This window comes from Caulobacter sp. HJHS_5, assembly GCF_056683955.1.
Map to the genome: position 1 here is coordinate 201,961 of NZ_JBWZNC010000007.1, position 13,962 is coordinate 215,922.

The following is a 13,962-nucleotide window of genomic DNA, read 5'->3' on the forward strand; positions in this document are numbered from 1 at the left end:
CTTTACGCCCCTGAGGCGCGTTCTCATATCAACAGGCGCGCGGCGTAGCTTCGTTCGTTGAAGCGACGCTGAGCGCATGTCCCCGTCTGTCGCCCCGATGTCCTATACCTTCGCCATGCCGCGCGTCCGCCTGACCGAAAGAGATGTCTTCGTTCGCGAAGCGCTTCTTCGCGTGCTGCGCTTTGCGCTGGTGATTGTCGGCCTGCTGATCGTGATCGCGGGGGTTCTGATCGCGCCGCTGCCCGGGCCCATGGGCCTGCCGATCGTGGTGCTCGGCCTGATGATCGTGCTGCGTAACAGCTTCCGGGCCCGCAAGCAGTTCATCCGCTTCCAGCGCGCCCATCCCAAGGTGGTGTTCCCGCTGCGCCGCCTGCTGCGTCGCGAGCCGGAGGTCTTCCCGGTGGCCTGGCAGCAGGCCTTGCGGATGGAAAAGCTGGTGGTGCCGAAGAGCTGGCGCCGCGCGGTGCGCTGGCGCAAGGCGCTGAAGCGCCGGGCGGCCGCCAAGGCGGCGTAAGGCTTCCGCCCCACCCGAGTTCGTCATGCTGAGCAGCGCCGGCCGGCGCGTGTCGAAGCACGCAAGGCGGTGCAGCGGTGCGTCCTTCGACAGGGCCGCCTTACGGCCCGCTCAGGATGACAACTGTCCGGAGCTGGAATGACCAAACAAAAAGGCCGCCCTGAAGGGCGGCCTTATCGGTCTCGATCTTGCGCGAAGCCTACTGCAGCTTCGCGCCGATCTGGCCGATCGCGTCGTCGATGGCCGGGTCGCCCTTGCCGCCGGTAAGGCGGGCGGCGAGCACCTGCTCGGTCGCGCGGGCGGCCAGGTCGATGGCGGCGCTCTTGACCTGGGCCACGGCTTCCAGCTGAGCGGTCTCGATGCGGCGCTCGGCCAGGCGGGTGCGCTGGGCCACCGTCTCTTCGAGGTCGGCCTTGGCCTGGGCTTCCAGGCGCTTGGCCTGGTCGTTGGCCGCGGCGATCACCGCCTTGGCCTGAGCCTCGGCGTCAGCCCGTTGGCGGCTGATGTCGGCCAGCAGGGCTTCGGCCTCCGCGCGGATGCGGGCGGCGTCGTCCAGGTTGGCCTTGATCGCGCCGGCCTTGGCGTCGAGGCCGGCCGCGGCCGCCTTGAAGCCGCCCATCATGCCGGCGACGAGAAGGAACACGATAAAGCCGACGCCGACCCACAGCTCGGGGTTGGCCAGGTTCCAGAACTCGGCTTCGAAAAAGGCGGGCATCTATTGTCCCTGACTGGTCACGGCGGCGGCGATCGCGTCGCGCGACGCTTTCACGCCGGTGACTTTCTCGATCATGGCTTCCGCGGCGTCGGTGGCGACGGTGGTCAGCTGCTGCATGGCCGTGTTGCGGGCAGAGCGGATCTGCGCCTCGGCGGCGGCCTGCTTTTCAGCCAGTTCGGCGTCCAGCGCCGCCCGGCGGGTCGCGGCCTCGGCCGAGCTCTTGGCGGCGGCGTCGGCGGCGGTCTTCTGGGCGGCGGAACGGGCTTCGGCCAGGGCGCGCTTGGCGCCTTCAGCCTGGCTTTCCGCCTGGGCCTGCACCTCGCGGGCGCTGGTCAGGGCGTCCCGAATGGTGGTTTCCCGCTCGTCGAAAACGCGGCGAACGCGCGGAGCGAACACCTTCGACATCAGGATGTAGAGGATGACGAACAGGATGAGCAGGTAGCCGATCTGCCCAGCCCAGTGTTGAAACTGGAACTGCGGCAGGCCCGCGCTGTGCTCGGCGCCCGTCGTCTCGACGTGTTCGCCGCCTTCGACCGTGTGGGTCGCGGCGGGATCGGTCTGAGCGGTCATTCGGGTTTCAACTCCGGATCAAAGAACGTCGCGCGGGCAGGCGAGAGCGCCAGCCCGCGTCACCGTCTTGGATCAGCCGAACTTCAGCAGGATGCCGAGCACGAAGGCCAGGATGCCCAGGGCTTCGGCGAGCGCCGCGCCCACGAACAGGTTGCCGATCTGGCTGGCGGCAGCCGACGGGTTGCGCAGGGCGCCCGACAGGAAGTTGCCGAAGATGTTGCCGACGCCGATGCCGGCGCCGATCATGCCGAGCGTCGCGAGGCCGGCGCCGATTTGCTTAGCAGCTTCGAGTTCCATGGATTCTCTCTATTTCTGGATGGGTAGGTAGGTCTGAAACGGGAGGTCAGTGGCCGTGGCCGAGATTGACCACGTCGTTGAGGTAGATGCAGGCCAGCACCGCGAAGACGAACGCCTGCAGGAAGGCCACCAGGCATTCCAGGGCCGTCAGCGCCACGACCATGCCGAGCGAGAGGGCCGCGCCGGGAATGCCGAACAGGCCGAGGCCGCCGCCGGCGGCGAGCCCGCCCAGGGCCACGATGAAGCCGGCGAACACCTTCATCGCCACGTGGCCGCCCAGCATGTTGCCGAACAGACGAAGGGCGAGGGTGACCGGCCGCAGCAGGAACGACACGAACTCGATGACCACGATGACCGGCAGCAGCACGATCGGCACGCCGGAAGGCACGAACAGTTTGAAGAAGCCAAGCCCGTGCTTGATGAAGCCCACGGCCAGCACGAGCAGGATCGTCATCAGGCCGAAGGCGGCGGTGATCGCCAGTTGGGCGGTGACGGTGAACGTCAGCAACAGGCCCAACATATTCATCGCCAGGATGAACATGAAAACGGTGAACACGAACGGGAAGTACTTCTTGCCGTCGTGACCGATGATCGATTCCGCGAGGTTATCGATCATGCCGAAAAGGGTTTCGCCCACGGCCTGCATCCGGCCCGGAACCACCTGCATGCGCGCGGTGACCAGCGACAGGAAGCCGACCACCAGCACGAAGGCGAGGGTCATGGCCAGGTGGGAGTTGGTGAAGGCCAGCTCGCTGCGGCCGAACACGGGAAGGTTCACGGTCCCGAAGTCGACGAGCTTTTCGATCTGGAACTGGTGGATCGGGTCGTTAGCGGCCATCGGCGCTAGGATTCCTCGTCGTCATCGAACGGAACCGAGGGAAGCGGTCCCGAATCTTGTTTCGCCAGCGCCATCAGGCGGTTGGCCGTACGTCTCGCCATCCAGATCGACAGCGCGAAACCAATCAGGACCCCCCCGATCAGCCCCCACGGCGTGGTGTCGAACACTCGGTCGACGATGAACCCCGCCGCCAGTCCCACCAGAACGCCGCCGAGGAGCTCGGCGATGATGCGGTAGGCCTGACTGACGGCCTGTTCACCGGCGTGCGACGTCGTCGGGCGTTGGACCCGAGCCCCTAAAGCCTTCGCCTGCTCGTCGAGACGCCGGAGCGCCTCTTCGCGCGAGTCATCAGCAGGAGCCATGAACGTGCAACATGAGTTCCGGAGAGGCATAAACCCCGCCGGCCGGATCGCGGCGGAACCTATAGACGAGGGGGCGGGGCGTCAAGGCTGGTGGAGGGATGCTTAAGTTGCTGATTTTCCTGAAACTTCGTGGGGCTTCTGAGCGGCCCGGCGGGCAGCGGGCGACTCTGTTCGACTGTTGCGACCGCGCGTCTCACCTTGCGGAATGGGCTTCGCGCACCCACATGGGCGGCCGCGCACGGTTGCTTCTGTCTCGATTCTGGGCTTAGGACGCCGGCGCCGCCCTAGGGCGTTCTCAACACAATCCGTCCACACTACTCGAAAGCCGAATGCCGCTGTTCCAGACACCTGACTTCAACGACCGTCGCACCGCCGCCATCGAGGCCAAGAAGGCCCTTCTCGCGAAGATGGTGAGCAAGCCCACCGTCCAGGCCGAGAACTTCGTCAGCCGCGAGCAGGAAAAGGCCGCCAAGGCCGAAGCCTTCCGCGCCCAACGCGCCGCCGAAAAGGAAGCTGCCCGCCTCGCCAAGGAGGAGGCCGAGCGTGCTCGCGCCGAGGCCCTGCTCAATGATGAGGAAGCTCAGCTCGAGCTGAAGCGCCAGGAACGCAAGGATCGCAAGGCCGCCATCAAGGCCGAAGCCCGCGCCAAGCGTGAAGCCAAGGCCGCGATGCGCCGCGGCTGAGCCGGTCCGCCGACTGAGATTTTTTGAAAGCCCCCGGTCCTCGCGGCCCGGGGGTTTTTCTTTGCGCCTACTGGGCCGCCAATTGCTCGGCGGTCTGCAGGTCGACGCTGACCAGTTGCGAGACGCCGCGCTCGGCCATGGTCACGCCGAACAGACGGTCCATCCGACTCATGGTCACCGGATTGTGGGTGATGGCGATGAAGCGCGTCTGGGTGCGGCGGCGCATCTCGTCCAGCATGTTGCAGTAGCGCTCGACGTTGGCGTCATCGAGCGGGGCGTCGACTTCGTCGAGCACGCAGATCGGCGCCGGATTGGCCAGGAACACCCCGAAGATCAGGGCCGAGGCGGTCAGCGCCTGCTCGCCGCCGCTCATCAGGCTCATGGTCGACAGCCGCTTGCCCGGCGGGCAGGCGTAGATCTCCAGGCCGGCCTCCAGCGGATCGTCGCTCTCGATCAGGCGCAGCTCGGCCTGGCCGCCGCCAAACAGAGCGGCGAACAGGGTGCGGAAGTGCTCGTTGATCACCTCGAAGGCGGCCAGAAGGCGCTCACGGCCTTCGGCGTTCAGGCTCTCGATGCCCTCGCGCAGCTTGACCATGGCGGCGTTGAGATCGGCCCGCTCGGTGCGCATCGCCTCCAGGCGGGCGCCATGCTCCTTGGCCTCGTCCTCGGCGCGCAGGTTCACCAGGCCGATGGCGTCGCGTTCGCGCTCAAGAGCGTAGAGGTGCGCTTCCATGCCGGCGGCGTCCGGCGGAATGGCGATGGCTTCCTCGGCCAACTGCTTACCCAGGGCTTCCGGTTCGACGCGAGCGGTCTCGCGAACGCGCTCGGTCACTTCGGTTAGTCGTTCGCCGGCCGCCTCCAGGCGGGCGGTGACGCCCGCGCGGCGCTCGCGGGCCTCGGCGGCGGCGGCGTCCGCGGCGCGAGCGGCCCGGTCGGTCTCGGCGCGCAGCGCCTCGCCTGAGGCCAGGGCGTCGGATGACTTGGCCCGACGGGCCTCGGCGGCGCTGAACTGGTCGAGCAGGTCGCGCATCTTGCCGTCCAGCGCGTTCGGCGCGTCGCGGGCCGCGAGCAGGGCCGTGTCCGCCTTGGCGCGATCGGCGGTCAGGACTTCCATGCGCTGGCCCGAGCCTTCGGCGCGGCGACGCCAGTCGTCGCGGTCGCGGGTGAGGCTCTCCAGACGGTTGGCGCGGCCGGCCCGTTCGCGTCGCTCGACATCGAGGGCCGTCCGGGCGCTGGCGGCGGCCTCGCGGGCCTTGCCCGCGGCGATGCGGGCCTCGGCCAGGATCGACGTCTGATCCTGCGGGGCGCCCTGACCATCGGCGGCCGCCTGCGCGACGTTCAGCGTTTCTTCCGCCTCCAGCCTTTCGGCGTCGAAGCGGGCGATGGTTTCGTCGAGGGACTGGGCTCGAGCGTCGCGGCGACTGGCCTCGCGGTCCAGGCGTTCGACCACCTCGCGGGCAGAACCTAGAATTCGCTCGGCGTCGACAGGGCCGCGGCGGGCGTCACGAAGGGCGGTCTCGGCGGCGTTCAGGCGTCCGGCGGCGTCGCGGTGCGCCTTGCCGGCGGCCTCGGCTTGCGGCGCGCGACGGTCGATTTCGGCCTCGATCTCGGCCAGGCGAGCGCGCTGCTCCAGCCGCACGGCGGCGGGCTTGGGGGCTTCGGCTCGGGCCACGAAGCCGTCCCAGCGCCACAGGTCGCCCTCGCGGGAGACCAGGCGGGCGCCGGGCGCGAGGGCCTTTTGCAAACGATCGCCGTCCTCACGCTTCACCAGGGCGGTGAAGGCCAGGCGCGCGGCCAGTTCCGGCGGGGCCTTGACCTTCGGACCCAGCGGCTCGACCCCGTCGGGCCAGGCCGGAGGCTTGGCGTCTCCGCCCTTCCAGTGCGCGGCGGCGCGGGCGTCGAGGGCGGCGTCGAGGTCATCGCCCAGGGCGGCGGCGAGGGCCGCCTCGAAGCCCTTCTGCGGATTGACCGCGTCCAGCGCGGGCGGATAGGCGCTGCGCGCGCGCGGCGCGGCGATCTGGGCGAGGCCGCGGGCCTCGGTCTTCATGCGGCCGAGTTCATCCTCGGCCTTACGCGCGGCGGTGCGGGCCTCGGCCTCGGCGGCGGCCGCCGCCGCCCGGTCGGCTTCGGCGGCTTCGAGCGCGGCGCGCGCGGCGCGCAGCGCTTCGAGGGCGGCGTCGAACTTGCCGCGCGCCTCGGCCAGCTGAGGATTGACGTCCGGCCCCAGGGCCGCGCGTTCCGCCTTGGCCTGGTCCAACGCCCGCACGGTGCGCGACAGGCGCGCGCGCGCCTCCTCGACCCGCTGCTCGGCCGCGCGCCGCACGGCCTGGTCGGCGGCGACGGCGGCGGCGATGGATTCCACCTCCGCGTCCAGGCGGGCGCGTTCGGTCTCGGCCTCCGCGAGCGCGGCGGCCAGGGCCGGCTCACGCTCAGGGGCGTCGGCGATCTGGGCGTCCAGGGCGGCGATCTCGCCGGTCAGACGGTCCAGCGCCTGGGTGGCGTCCTCGCGGCCTTGCGTCTCGCGCGCGGCGTCGGCGTCGATGCGGGCCAGATCGGCGGTCAGGCGGGCGACCTCGGCCTCGGCGGCCTCCGCCTCGCGCTCCAGCCGGTCCTTGTCGATGGCCAGCTTGTTGAGCACCGCCGCAGCGACGGTCTCTTCCTCGCGCAGCGGCTTGATCGCCTCCTCGGCGGCCAGGGCCGCGGTCTGGGCGGCGGCGGCTTCGCGGGCGGTGTCTTCGACCCGGCGGCTGATGGTCTCGGCCTCTTCGCGGGCGGCGACCAGGGCGGTGCGGGCCTCGTTCCAGCGGGCGTAGAGGGCGGCGCCCTGCACGGCGCGGATCTCGGCCGAAAGGCGCTTGTACTTCTCGGCCGCCCTGGCCTCGCGGCGCAGGCGGCCGAGCGCCTGCTCCAGCTCGCGGGCCACGTCGTCCAGCCGGTTGAGGTTGGTCTCGGCGGCGCGCAGGCGCAGCTCGGCCTCGTGGCGGCGGGTATGCAGGCCTGAGACCCCGCCGGCTTCCTCGAGGATGCGGCGGCGATTCTGCGGCTTGGCGGCGATCAGCTCGCTGATCTGGCCCTGGCGGACCAGGGCCGGGGAGTTGGCCCCGGTCGAGGCGTCGGCGAACAGCAGTTGCACGTCGCGGGCGCGCACCTCGCGGCCGTTGACCTTGTAGGTCGAGCCCATGCCCCGGTCGATGCGCCGGATCACCTCCAGCACCGGATCGGGGAAGGCCGCCGGCGCCGCGCCATCGGTGTTGTCGATGGTCAGCGCCACCTCGGCGTGGTTGCGGCTCGGGCGATTGCCGGAGCCGGCGAAGATCACCTCGTCCATGCCGTCGGCCCGCATGGCCTTGGCGGAGTTGGCGCCCATCACCCAGCGCAGGGCTTCCAGCAGATTGGACTTGCCGCAGCCGTTCGGCCCGACCACGCCCGTGAGTCCAGGTTCGATCCGAAACTCGGTCGGCTCGACGAAGGACTTGAACCCGGTAAGGCGCAGCCTCTGGAAGTGCACGGCGGGAGGCGGCTCCTTACTTCGAGGCGGCCGCGATGGCGGCGTCCAGCTTGTCCAACGGTTGCTCGCCGACCAGTTTGACGCCGTTGACGATGAAGGTCGGCGTGGAGTCGATCTTGTCGGCCTCGCCGTTCTTCTGCACGCGGGCGCTCAGGGCCTTGATGGCCTCCTCGTCGGCGACGCAGGCGTTGAACTGAGCCTCGGTCATGCCGGTCGACTGGGCCACGCGCAGCAGAGGGCCGCGGATATCGCCGGTGGTGAACAGCTCGTCCTGGGCGTGGAACACCGCGTCGATCACGCTGAAGTACTTGGCCTTGTCGTCCTTGGCGGCGCAGCGGGCCAGCAGGACGCCGCCGGCGGCGTACTGCGCGGGTTCGGTGATGAACTCGCGGAACACGTAGTGCACCTTGTTGGTGTCGACGTACTTGGCCTTGAAGGCGGGCCACACCTCGGCGTTCCAGCGCGCGCAGTGCGAGCACGAGGGCGAGGCGTATTCGATCACCGTCACCTTCGCGTTCGGATCGCCCAGGGTCATGTCCTCGGCCGAAGCGCCGGCGCCGCCCGTCTTGTTGCAGGCGACAAGGGCGGTGGCCATCAGGGCCACGGCGGCGGTCAGGGCGAGACGACGGGTGGTCGAGCGCATGGGGCCTCCCAGTGAGCGAACAGTGATCTAACCCCGATTCCCTTGGAGTCGGATGGGGCCGATTGAAGGCGGCAGAAGACGCTTCGCCGCAGGGGAGTCAATGGGGGCGGAGTCTACTTCCCCGCCGCGGCGATGGCGGCGTCGAGGGCCGCAAGATCCTGCTCCCCCTCGATCGGCTTGCCGTTGACGACGAAGGTGGGCGTGGAGTCGATCTTGTCGCGCTCGGCGTAGTTCTGAACCCGGTTGGTCACGGCGTCGAAATTGGCCTGGCTGGTCAGGCAGGCGTCGAACTGCGCCTCGGTCAGGCCGCCGGCCTGTCCGGCCTTCAGCAACGCGGCGCGCGCGTCGCCGCCGGCGTAGATTTCGGCCTGGACGTCGAAGGCCTTGTCGATCACCGCGAAGTACTTGGCCTTCTCGCCGTTGCTGTTGGCCACCGCGCAGCGGGCAAGGGCCGGGCCGGCCACCGCCAGCGCCGGCGGGGCGGTGATGAACTCGCGATAGACGAAGGTCACCTTGCCGGTGTCGACGTACTTCTTCTTGAAGGCGGGCCACACCTCGCTGTGCCAGGCGGCGCAGTGCGGGCAGGCGGTGGAGGCGTATTCGATCACCGTCACCTTGGCCTTGGCGGCGCCGAGGGTCATGTCGTCGGGCGCGACGGTGAAGCTCTGAGCCGAGGCGGCGCCGGTCAGCAGGGTCGCGCCGAGGGCGGCGGACAGAACGAGGCGGGAAACCCGCATAGAGGCGTCTCCAAGGTGAAGCTCAGTCCCTGGGGCCCAGGGATGCGGCTGTTTCATGGCTGAAAGCGTCGGCGGGCCAGGCTGTCAATCGCCGTCTCGTCGCAGGATTTCGCGGCCGAGCCGGGTGAGGGCGGCCTTCAGCGCCCCGTCGGGGGCCTCGGCGAGGCCGTCGGCCAGAGCCTTTTCCTTGGCGGCGTCGAGCGGGCCCTTGCGGCGCGGTCGCGGCGGCGCGGCGGCGACGGCCTTCACTGGGCCCTGGATAATGCGCAGCCGGGTGACCACGCCCTGGCCGAGCAGGAGGTCGAGCCGCTGCATGATCATCGGCGCCTGATGCTGGATCAGGGCGGCCACGGGGCCGTCGACGCGCAATTCCAGCGCCCCGCCCGCGCCGCCACGCCCCTTGACCAGCTTCACCGGCTCGGTGCGCTTGGCCAGGGTCTCGCCGACGATCTCCTTCCACCGCGTCTGCAGGGCGCCGGCGCCCTGACCGAACCGCTCGTCGAACTTCTTGATGATGGGGGCTATGGAACGCCCGATCGGCGGCGGCGGGCGGATCGCCGGCCGCGTGCGCCGGGCCCTCAGGATGGCGAGGGCTTCTTCAGCGCTGGGCAGGGGGCGGCGGCGACGCATCGGATCTATATATCAGCCCCCATGACCGACGTCCCGGCGCTGCGCCGCGCCCTTCTCGATTGGTATGACGCCGAGGCCCGCGTCCTGCCCTGGCGCATCGGCCCGGCCGAGCGGCGGGCCGGCTCGCGGCCCGATCCCTATCGCGTCTGGCTGTCGGAGGTGATGCTGCAGCAGACCACCACGCCGCATGCGACGCCCTATTTTCTCGGCTTCACCCAGCGCTGGCCGACGGTCTCGGACCTGGCGGCGACGCCCGACGCCGAGCTGATGGCCGCCTGGGCGGGCCTCGGCTACTACGCCCGCGCCCGAAACCTCCTGGCCTGCGCCCGCGCCGTGGCGGAGCGGCACGGCGGCGTGTTTCCGGACACCGAGGCGGGCCTGCGCGCGCTGCCGGGCGTCGGCGCCTATACGGCCGCGGCGGTGGCGGCCATCGCCTTCGACCGGGCGGCCAATGTGGTCGACGGCAATGTCGAGCGGGTGATGGCGCGGCTGTTCGCCGTCGAGACGCCGCTGCCCGCCGCCAAGCTGGAGCTCGCCCGCCTGGCTGGTGATCTGGTCGGCGACGATCGGCCCGGCGACTGGGCGCAGGCCCTGATGGACCTCGGGGCCACCGTCTGCCGGCCGAAGTCGCCGCTGTGCGGCCGCTGCCCACTGACCGCCTTCTGCGCCGGCTTCGCGACCGGCGCGCCGGAGACCTATCCGCGCAAGACCGCCAAGGCCGCGCGGCCCCGGCGGCACGGTGTCGCCTATGTGCTCACCCAAGGTAACCAGATCGCCCTGGTGCGACGCCCGCCCAAGGGGCTGCTCGGCGGGATGCTCGGTCTGCCGACCACAGACTGGCGGTCCGAGCCGTGGAGCGAGGCGGAGGCGAAGGTCGTTGCGCCGCTGGCTGCGAGGTGGCGCTACGTTGGCGAGATCGAGCACGTCTTCACCCACTTCGCCCTCGGCCTGAAGGTCATGCGGGCCGAGGGCGACTGGCCAGGTTTCCCCGAATGCCAGGGTGAATGGACGGCTGTCGCGGGGCTGGAGGGCCTGCCGAGCGTCTTCCTCAAGGCCGCCCGCCTGGGCCTGGCGACCGACCTCTTCAGCTGACCTTAAGCCGGCTTGCGGAACCGCAGGGTCATGCGGTCGCTCTCGCCGATCGCCTCATACCTCGTGCGGTCGAACTGCGGATTGGCCGGCTGGCCCATTGGGGCGGTGTTGCGGGTCGGCGGCAGGGTCCAGACGCCGAAGGGGTGGTCCTTGGTGTCCTTCGGGTTGGCGTTGATCTCCGAGCGGGCGTCCAGCACGAAGCCGGCCTTGGTCGCCGCCTCGATGACGTAGGCCTCCGAGACGTAGCCGTCGCTGGCGCCCGGCTTCATCTGGCCGGGGTTGGCGCGGTGGTCCTTCACGCCGAGGTAGCCGCCCGGCTTCACCACCCGGTAGAGATCAGCGAACACCGCGTCGACCCGGCCAGGCTGACCCATCCAGTTGTGGATATTGCGGGCGGTGAAGGCGACGTCGACGGAGTTGTCGGGGCCGAGGCCCTTCACCTGGGTTCCGAACGGCACGACCTCGACCTTGCCGTAGGTGGCCGTGTCCGCGTAGCGCTTGACGAAGTTGGCGTGGGCCGTGCGCGACTGATCGCTGGAGCCTGGGCCTTCGATGATCGGGCCGGTGGCGATGTAGCGGCCGCCGGTCTTGGCGGCGTACGGCGCCAGGATCTCGGTCCACCACCCGCCGCCGGGGCTGATCTCCAGCACCGTGGCGCCGGGTTTCACGCCCCAGAACTGCAGGGTTTCGACCGGATGTCGGGCTCCGTCGCGCGCCTTGTTGGCGTCCGACCGTAGCGAAGCGGCGGTGGCTGTGCGAAGGGCGGGATCGGCCGCCGGCGTCGAAGCCGGGTTCTGGGCGACCGCGGGGACCGCGAGGATGGCCGCGAGGGCCACGGCGGCGATGCCGGGCAGATGACGCATGGTTTCGCTCCCTGGATTTGGTCGCGATGATCCTCGCCGTCCGTCTTGCCGTCGAGTGACGTTTTGTAACCGGCTAGACGGTGGCTTAGGCCGCCGCTATCTCCGACCGCAGTTTGTCGCGCAGCACGTCGATCTGGGCGAAGCCCTTGTCGGTCTTGAAGCGCCAATACGTCCAGCCGTTGCAGCTGGGGGCGTTGTCGATCATGGCGCCGACCTTGTGGATCGAGCCGACGAGGTCACCCACCGCCAGGCTGCCGTCGGCGCGCACGCGGGCGGCGCGCTGGCCCTTGGGGCACCAGAGGGTATCGCCCGGCTGCAGCAGGCCGGCCTCGACTACGCGGCCGAACGGCACGCGCGGTTCGGCCTTCTTGGAGCCCATGACGTCGAGTTCGGAAGGCGCGATCGGGACGACCTTGGCGATCCGCTCCTTGGCCACGGCCAGGTATTCCGGCTCGCGCTCGATGCCGATGAACCGGCGGCCCAGGCGCTTGGCGGCCGCGCCGGTGGTGCCGGTGCCGAAGAACGGGTCGAGGATCACGTCGCCCGGCTTGGTCGAGGACAGGATCACGCGATAGAGCAGGGCTTCCGGCTTTTGGGTCGGATGGGCTTTGGCGCCATCGGCCCCTTTGAGGCGCTCTTCGCCGGTGCACAGGGGCAGGGTCCAGTCGGACCGCATCTGCACCTCGTCGTTGGCCATCTTCATGGCGTCGTAGTTGAAGGTGTAGCGCTTGGCGCCGACGCCCTTCGACGCCCAGATCAGGGTTTCGTGCGCATTGGTGAACCGCGTGCCCTTGAAGTTCGGCATCGGGTTGGACTTGCGCCACACCACGTCGTTCAGGATCCAGAACCCCAGGTCCTGCAGCATCGCGCCGACGCGGAAGATGTTGTGATAGCTGCCGATCACCCACAGGGCGCCGTCGTCCTTCAGCACGCGACGGCACTCCTTCAGCCAGGCGCGGCTGAATTCGTCATAGGCCTTGAAGCTCTCGAACTGGTCCCAGTGGTCGTCGACGGCGTCGACCTTGGAATTGTCGGGACGATGCAGATCGCCGCCCAGCTGCAGGTTGTAGGGCGGGTCGGCGAACACGAGGTCGATCGACTTGTCGGGCAGCTTGGCCAATTCGGCCAGGCAGTCGCCAGCGATGATGGTTTCCGGCCCGAAAGTCATGGGTACGCTCCGAAGGACTCGAAGCTGAATCATGAGTCCGCGTGGTGAACGACCGGTTCACCAACGTGGTTAGCAAAACCTTACTTGCTCAGAGTTCCAGATCGCCCTGCACGGCGTCGTTCCACGCCTGCATGGGGTCGAGACCCATCAGCGCCAGCTTCACCGGCCCCCAGCCGAGGCGATGCTCGGGGCAGGGGCCAAGGCGCAGCAGCGCCTCGCCGTGGACGGCGGCGCGGTAGCCCTTGTGTCCGGAAAAGCCGTAGCCGGGATAGAGGTCGTCCATCTCGGTCATCAGCCGGTCGCGGGCCGTCTTGGCCAGGATCGAGGCGGCGGCGATCGACTTCGACTTGCCGTCGCCCCCGACAACGGTCTTCACCTCGCAGGGCAGGTTGAAGCGATAGTTGCCGTCGACCAACGCGAAGTCCGGCTTCACAGCCATGGCCTCGATGGCGCGACACATGGCCAGGCCGGAGGCGTGCAGGATATTCAGTTCGGCGATCTCGGCGACATTGGCGAAGCCGACGCCCCAGGCGATGGCCTTTTCCTTGATCTCGATTTCCAAGGCGGCGCGCGCCTTGGCGCTGAGCTTCTTGGAGTCGTCCAGACCTTTCGGGAGCTTCCTCGCATCGAGGATCACCGCGCCCGCGCTGACCGGCCCGGCCCAGGGCCCACGTCCCGCCTCGTCGACGCCGCAGACGAGCACGTCGCCGCACGCCTTCTCGAGGATCATGGTGGGACCTTTGGCCATCAGGCGCTCATAGCCTTGCATTCCGCGTGACGGAAGCACGTCACGACGTGGTCGTTCACCAGCCCCGTCGCCTGCATGAAGGCGTAGACGATTACCGGCCCCACGAACTTGAAGCCCTTCTTTTTCAAGGCTTTGGACAGGGCGTCCCCCTCAGGCGTCGCGGCCGGAACATCGCCCCGGCCCGTCCATTCGTTCTGGATGGTGCGGCCATCGACCGCGCTCCAGCAGAACTCGGCGAAATCCTCGCCCGCATCGCGCATCTGGCAGTAGAGCCGCGCGCCGGAGATGGCGGCGTCGATCTTGGCGTTGGAGCGGATGATGCCGGGATCGGCCATCAGGCGGGCGCGATCTTCGGCGCCATAGGCCGCGATTTTGTCGGGGTCGAAGTTGTCGAAGGCGCGGTAGAAGCCGTCGCGGCGCTTGAGGATGGTGATCCACGACAGCCCCGCCTGGAAGCCGTCGAGCACCAGCTTCGCCCACAGCCTCTGCGGATCGCGCTCGGGCACGCCCCATTCGGTGTCGTGGTAGTGCTCGTACACGGGATCGCCGTTCATCCCGTACCAGGCGCAGCGCACGCATTGAGTCGTCATTGGC

16 protein-coding genes are annotated in these 13,962 nt (G+C 69.3%); 3 read left to right on the forward strand and 13 right to left on the reverse strand.

What is annotated here, in order from left to right:
- Nucleotides 1-76 precede the first annotated feature (76 nt).
- Complete coding sequence (locus ACFLIT_RS15080; RefSeq protein WP_479912072.1) at nucleotides 77-514, forward strand: PGPGW domain-containing protein; 438 nt, start codon at nucleotides 77-79, stop codon at nucleotides 512-514.
- A 199-nt stretch (nucleotides 515-713) separates the two neighbouring features.
- On the opposite strand, the gene ACFLIT_RS15085 is transcribed toward ACFLIT_RS15080, so the two are convergent.
- From ACFLIT_RS15085 to ACFLIT_RS15105, 5 genes are all read right to left on the reverse strand, one after another.
- Nucleotides 714-1,229 carry a F0F1 ATP synthase subunit B family protein gene (locus tag ACFLIT_RS15085; RefSeq protein WP_479912073.1) on the reverse strand — a complete coding sequence of 172 codons (516 nt, stop codon included), beginning with the start codon at nucleotides 1,227-1,229 and terminating at the stop codon, nucleotides 714-716.
- On the reverse strand, nucleotides 1,230-1,799 hold the full coding sequence (locus tag ACFLIT_RS15090; RefSeq protein WP_479912074.1) for a F0F1 ATP synthase subunit B family protein: 570 nt from the start codon (nucleotides 1,797-1,799) through the stop codon (nucleotides 1,230-1,232).
- A 72-nt stretch (nucleotides 1,800-1,871) separates the two neighbouring features.
- Nucleotides 1,872-2,096, reverse strand: coding sequence for a F0F1 ATP synthase subunit C (locus ACFLIT_RS15095; protein ID WP_479912075.1), 225 nt, complete (start codon nucleotides 2,094-2,096; stop codon nucleotides 1,872-1,874).
- A 46-nt stretch (nucleotides 2,097-2,142) separates the two neighbouring features.
- Nucleotides 2,143-2,934, reverse strand: a complete 792-nt coding sequence (locus ACFLIT_RS15100) for a F0F1 ATP synthase subunit A (protein WP_479912076.1) — start codon at nucleotides 2,932-2,934, stop codon at nucleotides 2,143-2,145.
- 5 nt (nucleotides 2,935-2,939) lie between these two features.
- On the reverse strand, nucleotides 2,940-3,296 hold the full coding sequence (locus tag ACFLIT_RS15105) for an AtpZ/AtpI family protein (protein WP_479912077.1): 357 nt from the start codon (nucleotides 3,294-3,296) through the stop codon (nucleotides 2,940-2,942).
- Between the two features lie 329 nt (nucleotides 3,297-3,625).
- On the opposite strand from ACFLIT_RS15105, the gene ACFLIT_RS15110 reads away from it, so the two are divergent.
- Nucleotides 3,626-3,979, forward strand: a complete 354-nt coding sequence (locus tag ACFLIT_RS15110; RefSeq protein ID WP_479912078.1) for a DUF6481 family protein — start codon at nucleotides 3,626-3,628, stop codon at nucleotides 3,977-3,979.
- Between the two features lie 67 nt (nucleotides 3,980-4,046).
- Here ACFLIT_RS15110 and ACFLIT_RS15115 read toward each other — a convergent pair whose 3' ends face one another.
- The 4 genes from ACFLIT_RS15115 to ACFLIT_RS15130 form a co-directional block, all read right to left on the reverse strand.
- Entirely contained in the window at nucleotides 4,047-7,487 is a 3,441-nt protein-coding gene (locus ACFLIT_RS15115; RefSeq protein ID WP_479912079.1) for an AAA family ATPase, read from the reverse strand.
- Between the two features lie 16 nt (nucleotides 7,488-7,503).
- The gene (locus ACFLIT_RS15120; RefSeq protein WP_479912080.1) at nucleotides 7,504-8,130 is read right to left on the reverse strand and encodes a DsbA family protein; all 627 of its coding nucleotides are present in this window, start codon (nucleotides 8,128-8,130) and stop codon (nucleotides 7,504-7,506) included.
- A 113-nt stretch (nucleotides 8,131-8,243) separates the two neighbouring features.
- Entirely contained in the window at nucleotides 8,244-8,867 is a 624-nt protein-coding gene (locus ACFLIT_RS15125) for a thioredoxin domain-containing protein (RefSeq protein ID WP_479912081.1), read from the reverse strand.
- 84 nt (nucleotides 8,868-8,951) lie between these two features.
- Nucleotides 8,952-9,497, reverse strand: coding sequence for a DUF721 domain-containing protein (locus tag ACFLIT_RS15130; RefSeq protein WP_479912082.1), 546 nt, complete (start codon nucleotides 9,495-9,497; stop codon nucleotides 8,952-8,954).
- A 21-nt stretch (nucleotides 9,498-9,518) separates the two neighbouring features.
- Between ACFLIT_RS15130 and mutY the strand changes: the two genes are divergently transcribed.
- Entirely contained in the window at nucleotides 9,519-10,589 is a 1,071-nt protein-coding gene (mutY, locus tag ACFLIT_RS15135) for an A/G-specific adenine glycosylase (protein ID WP_479912083.1), read from the forward strand.
- A gap of 2 nt (nucleotides 10,590-10,591) precedes the next feature.
- Here the strand turns inward: mutY and ACFLIT_RS15140 are convergent, their stop codons facing one another.
- The 4 genes from ACFLIT_RS15140 to ACFLIT_RS15155 all read right to left on the reverse strand — a co-directional run bounded on the left by ACFLIT_RS15140 (nucleotide 10,592) and on the right by ACFLIT_RS15155 (nucleotide 13,958).
- Nucleotides 10,592-11,452: a class I SAM-dependent methyltransferase gene (locus tag ACFLIT_RS15140; RefSeq protein ID WP_479912084.1), complete on the reverse strand. Its 861-nt coding sequence runs from the start codon at nucleotides 11,450-11,452 to the stop codon at nucleotides 10,592-10,594.
- 85 nt (nucleotides 11,453-11,537) lie between these two features.
- Nucleotides 11,538-12,620 (reverse strand): DNA methyltransferase, encoded by a 1,083-nt coding sequence (locus ACFLIT_RS15145; protein WP_479912085.1) that lies wholly within the window; start codon nucleotides 12,618-12,620, stop codon nucleotides 11,538-11,540.
- 88 nt (nucleotides 12,621-12,708) lie between these two features.
- A complete protein-coding gene (locus tag ACFLIT_RS15150; protein WP_479912086.1) occupies nucleotides 12,709-13,368 on the reverse strand; it encodes a ribonuclease HII in 660 nt (219 codons plus the stop codon).
- Nucleotides 13,368-13,958, reverse strand: a complete 591-nt coding sequence (locus ACFLIT_RS15155) for a DNA-3-methyladenine glycosylase I (protein WP_479912087.1) — start codon at nucleotides 13,956-13,958, stop codon at nucleotides 13,368-13,370. The genes ACFLIT_RS15150 and ACFLIT_RS15155 overlap by 1 nt, the downstream gene beginning before the upstream one ends.
- Nucleotides 13,959-13,962: the final 4 nt, after the last annotated feature.

Coding starts and splice junctions, on each gene's coding strand:
- ACFLIT_RS15080 (WP_479912072.1), top strand. CDS start 77: ATGTCCCCGTCTGTCGCCCCGATGTCCTATACCTTCGCCATGCCGCGC.
- ACFLIT_RS15085 (WP_479912073.1), bottom strand. CDS start 1,229: ATGCCCGCCTTTTTCGAAGCCGAGTTCTGGAACCTGGCCAACCCCGAG.
- ACFLIT_RS15090 (WP_479912074.1), bottom strand. CDS start 1,799: ATGACCGCTCAGACCGATCCCGCCGCGACCCACACGGTCGAAGGCGGC.
- ACFLIT_RS15095 (WP_479912075.1), bottom strand. CDS start 2,096: ATGGAACTCGAAGCTGCTAAGCAAATCGGCGCCGGCCTCGCGACGCTC.
- ACFLIT_RS15100 (WP_479912076.1), bottom strand. CDS start 2,934: ATGGCCGCTAACGACCCGATCCACCAGTTCCAGATCGAAAAGCTCGTC.
- ACFLIT_RS15105 (WP_479912077.1), bottom strand. CDS start 3,296: ATGGCTCCTGCTGATGACTCGCGCGAAGAGGCGCTCCGGCGTCTCGAC.
- ACFLIT_RS15110 (WP_479912078.1), top strand. CDS start 3,626: ATGCCGCTGTTCCAGACACCTGACTTCAACGACCGTCGCACCGCCGCC.
- ACFLIT_RS15120 (WP_479912080.1), bottom strand. CDS start 8,130: ATGCGCTCGACCACCCGTCGTCTCGCCCTGACCGCCGCCGTGGCCCTG.
- ACFLIT_RS15125 (WP_479912081.1), bottom strand. CDS start 8,867: ATGCGGGTTTCCCGCCTCGTTCTGTCCGCCGCCCTCGGCGCGACCCTG.
- ACFLIT_RS15130 (WP_479912082.1), bottom strand. CDS start 9,497: ATGCGTCGCCGCCGCCCCCTGCCCAGCGCTGAAGAAGCCCTCGCCATC.
- mutY (WP_479912083.1), top strand. CDS start 9,519: ATGACCGACGTCCCGGCGCTGCGCCGCGCCCTTCTCGATTGGTATGAC.
- ACFLIT_RS15140 (WP_479912084.1), bottom strand. CDS start 11,452: ATGCGTCATCTGCCCGGCATCGCCGCCGTGGCCCTCGCGGCCATCCTC.
- ACFLIT_RS15145 (WP_479912085.1), bottom strand. CDS start 12,620: ATGACTTTCGGGCCGGAAACCATCATCGCTGGCGACTGCCTGGCCGAA.
- ACFLIT_RS15150 (WP_479912086.1), bottom strand. CDS start 13,368: ATGGCCAAAGGTCCCACCATGATCCTCGAGAAGGCGTGCGGCGACGTG.
- ACFLIT_RS15155 (WP_479912087.1), bottom strand. CDS start 13,958: ATGACGACTCAATGCGTGCGCTGCGCCTGGTACGGGATGAACGGCGAT.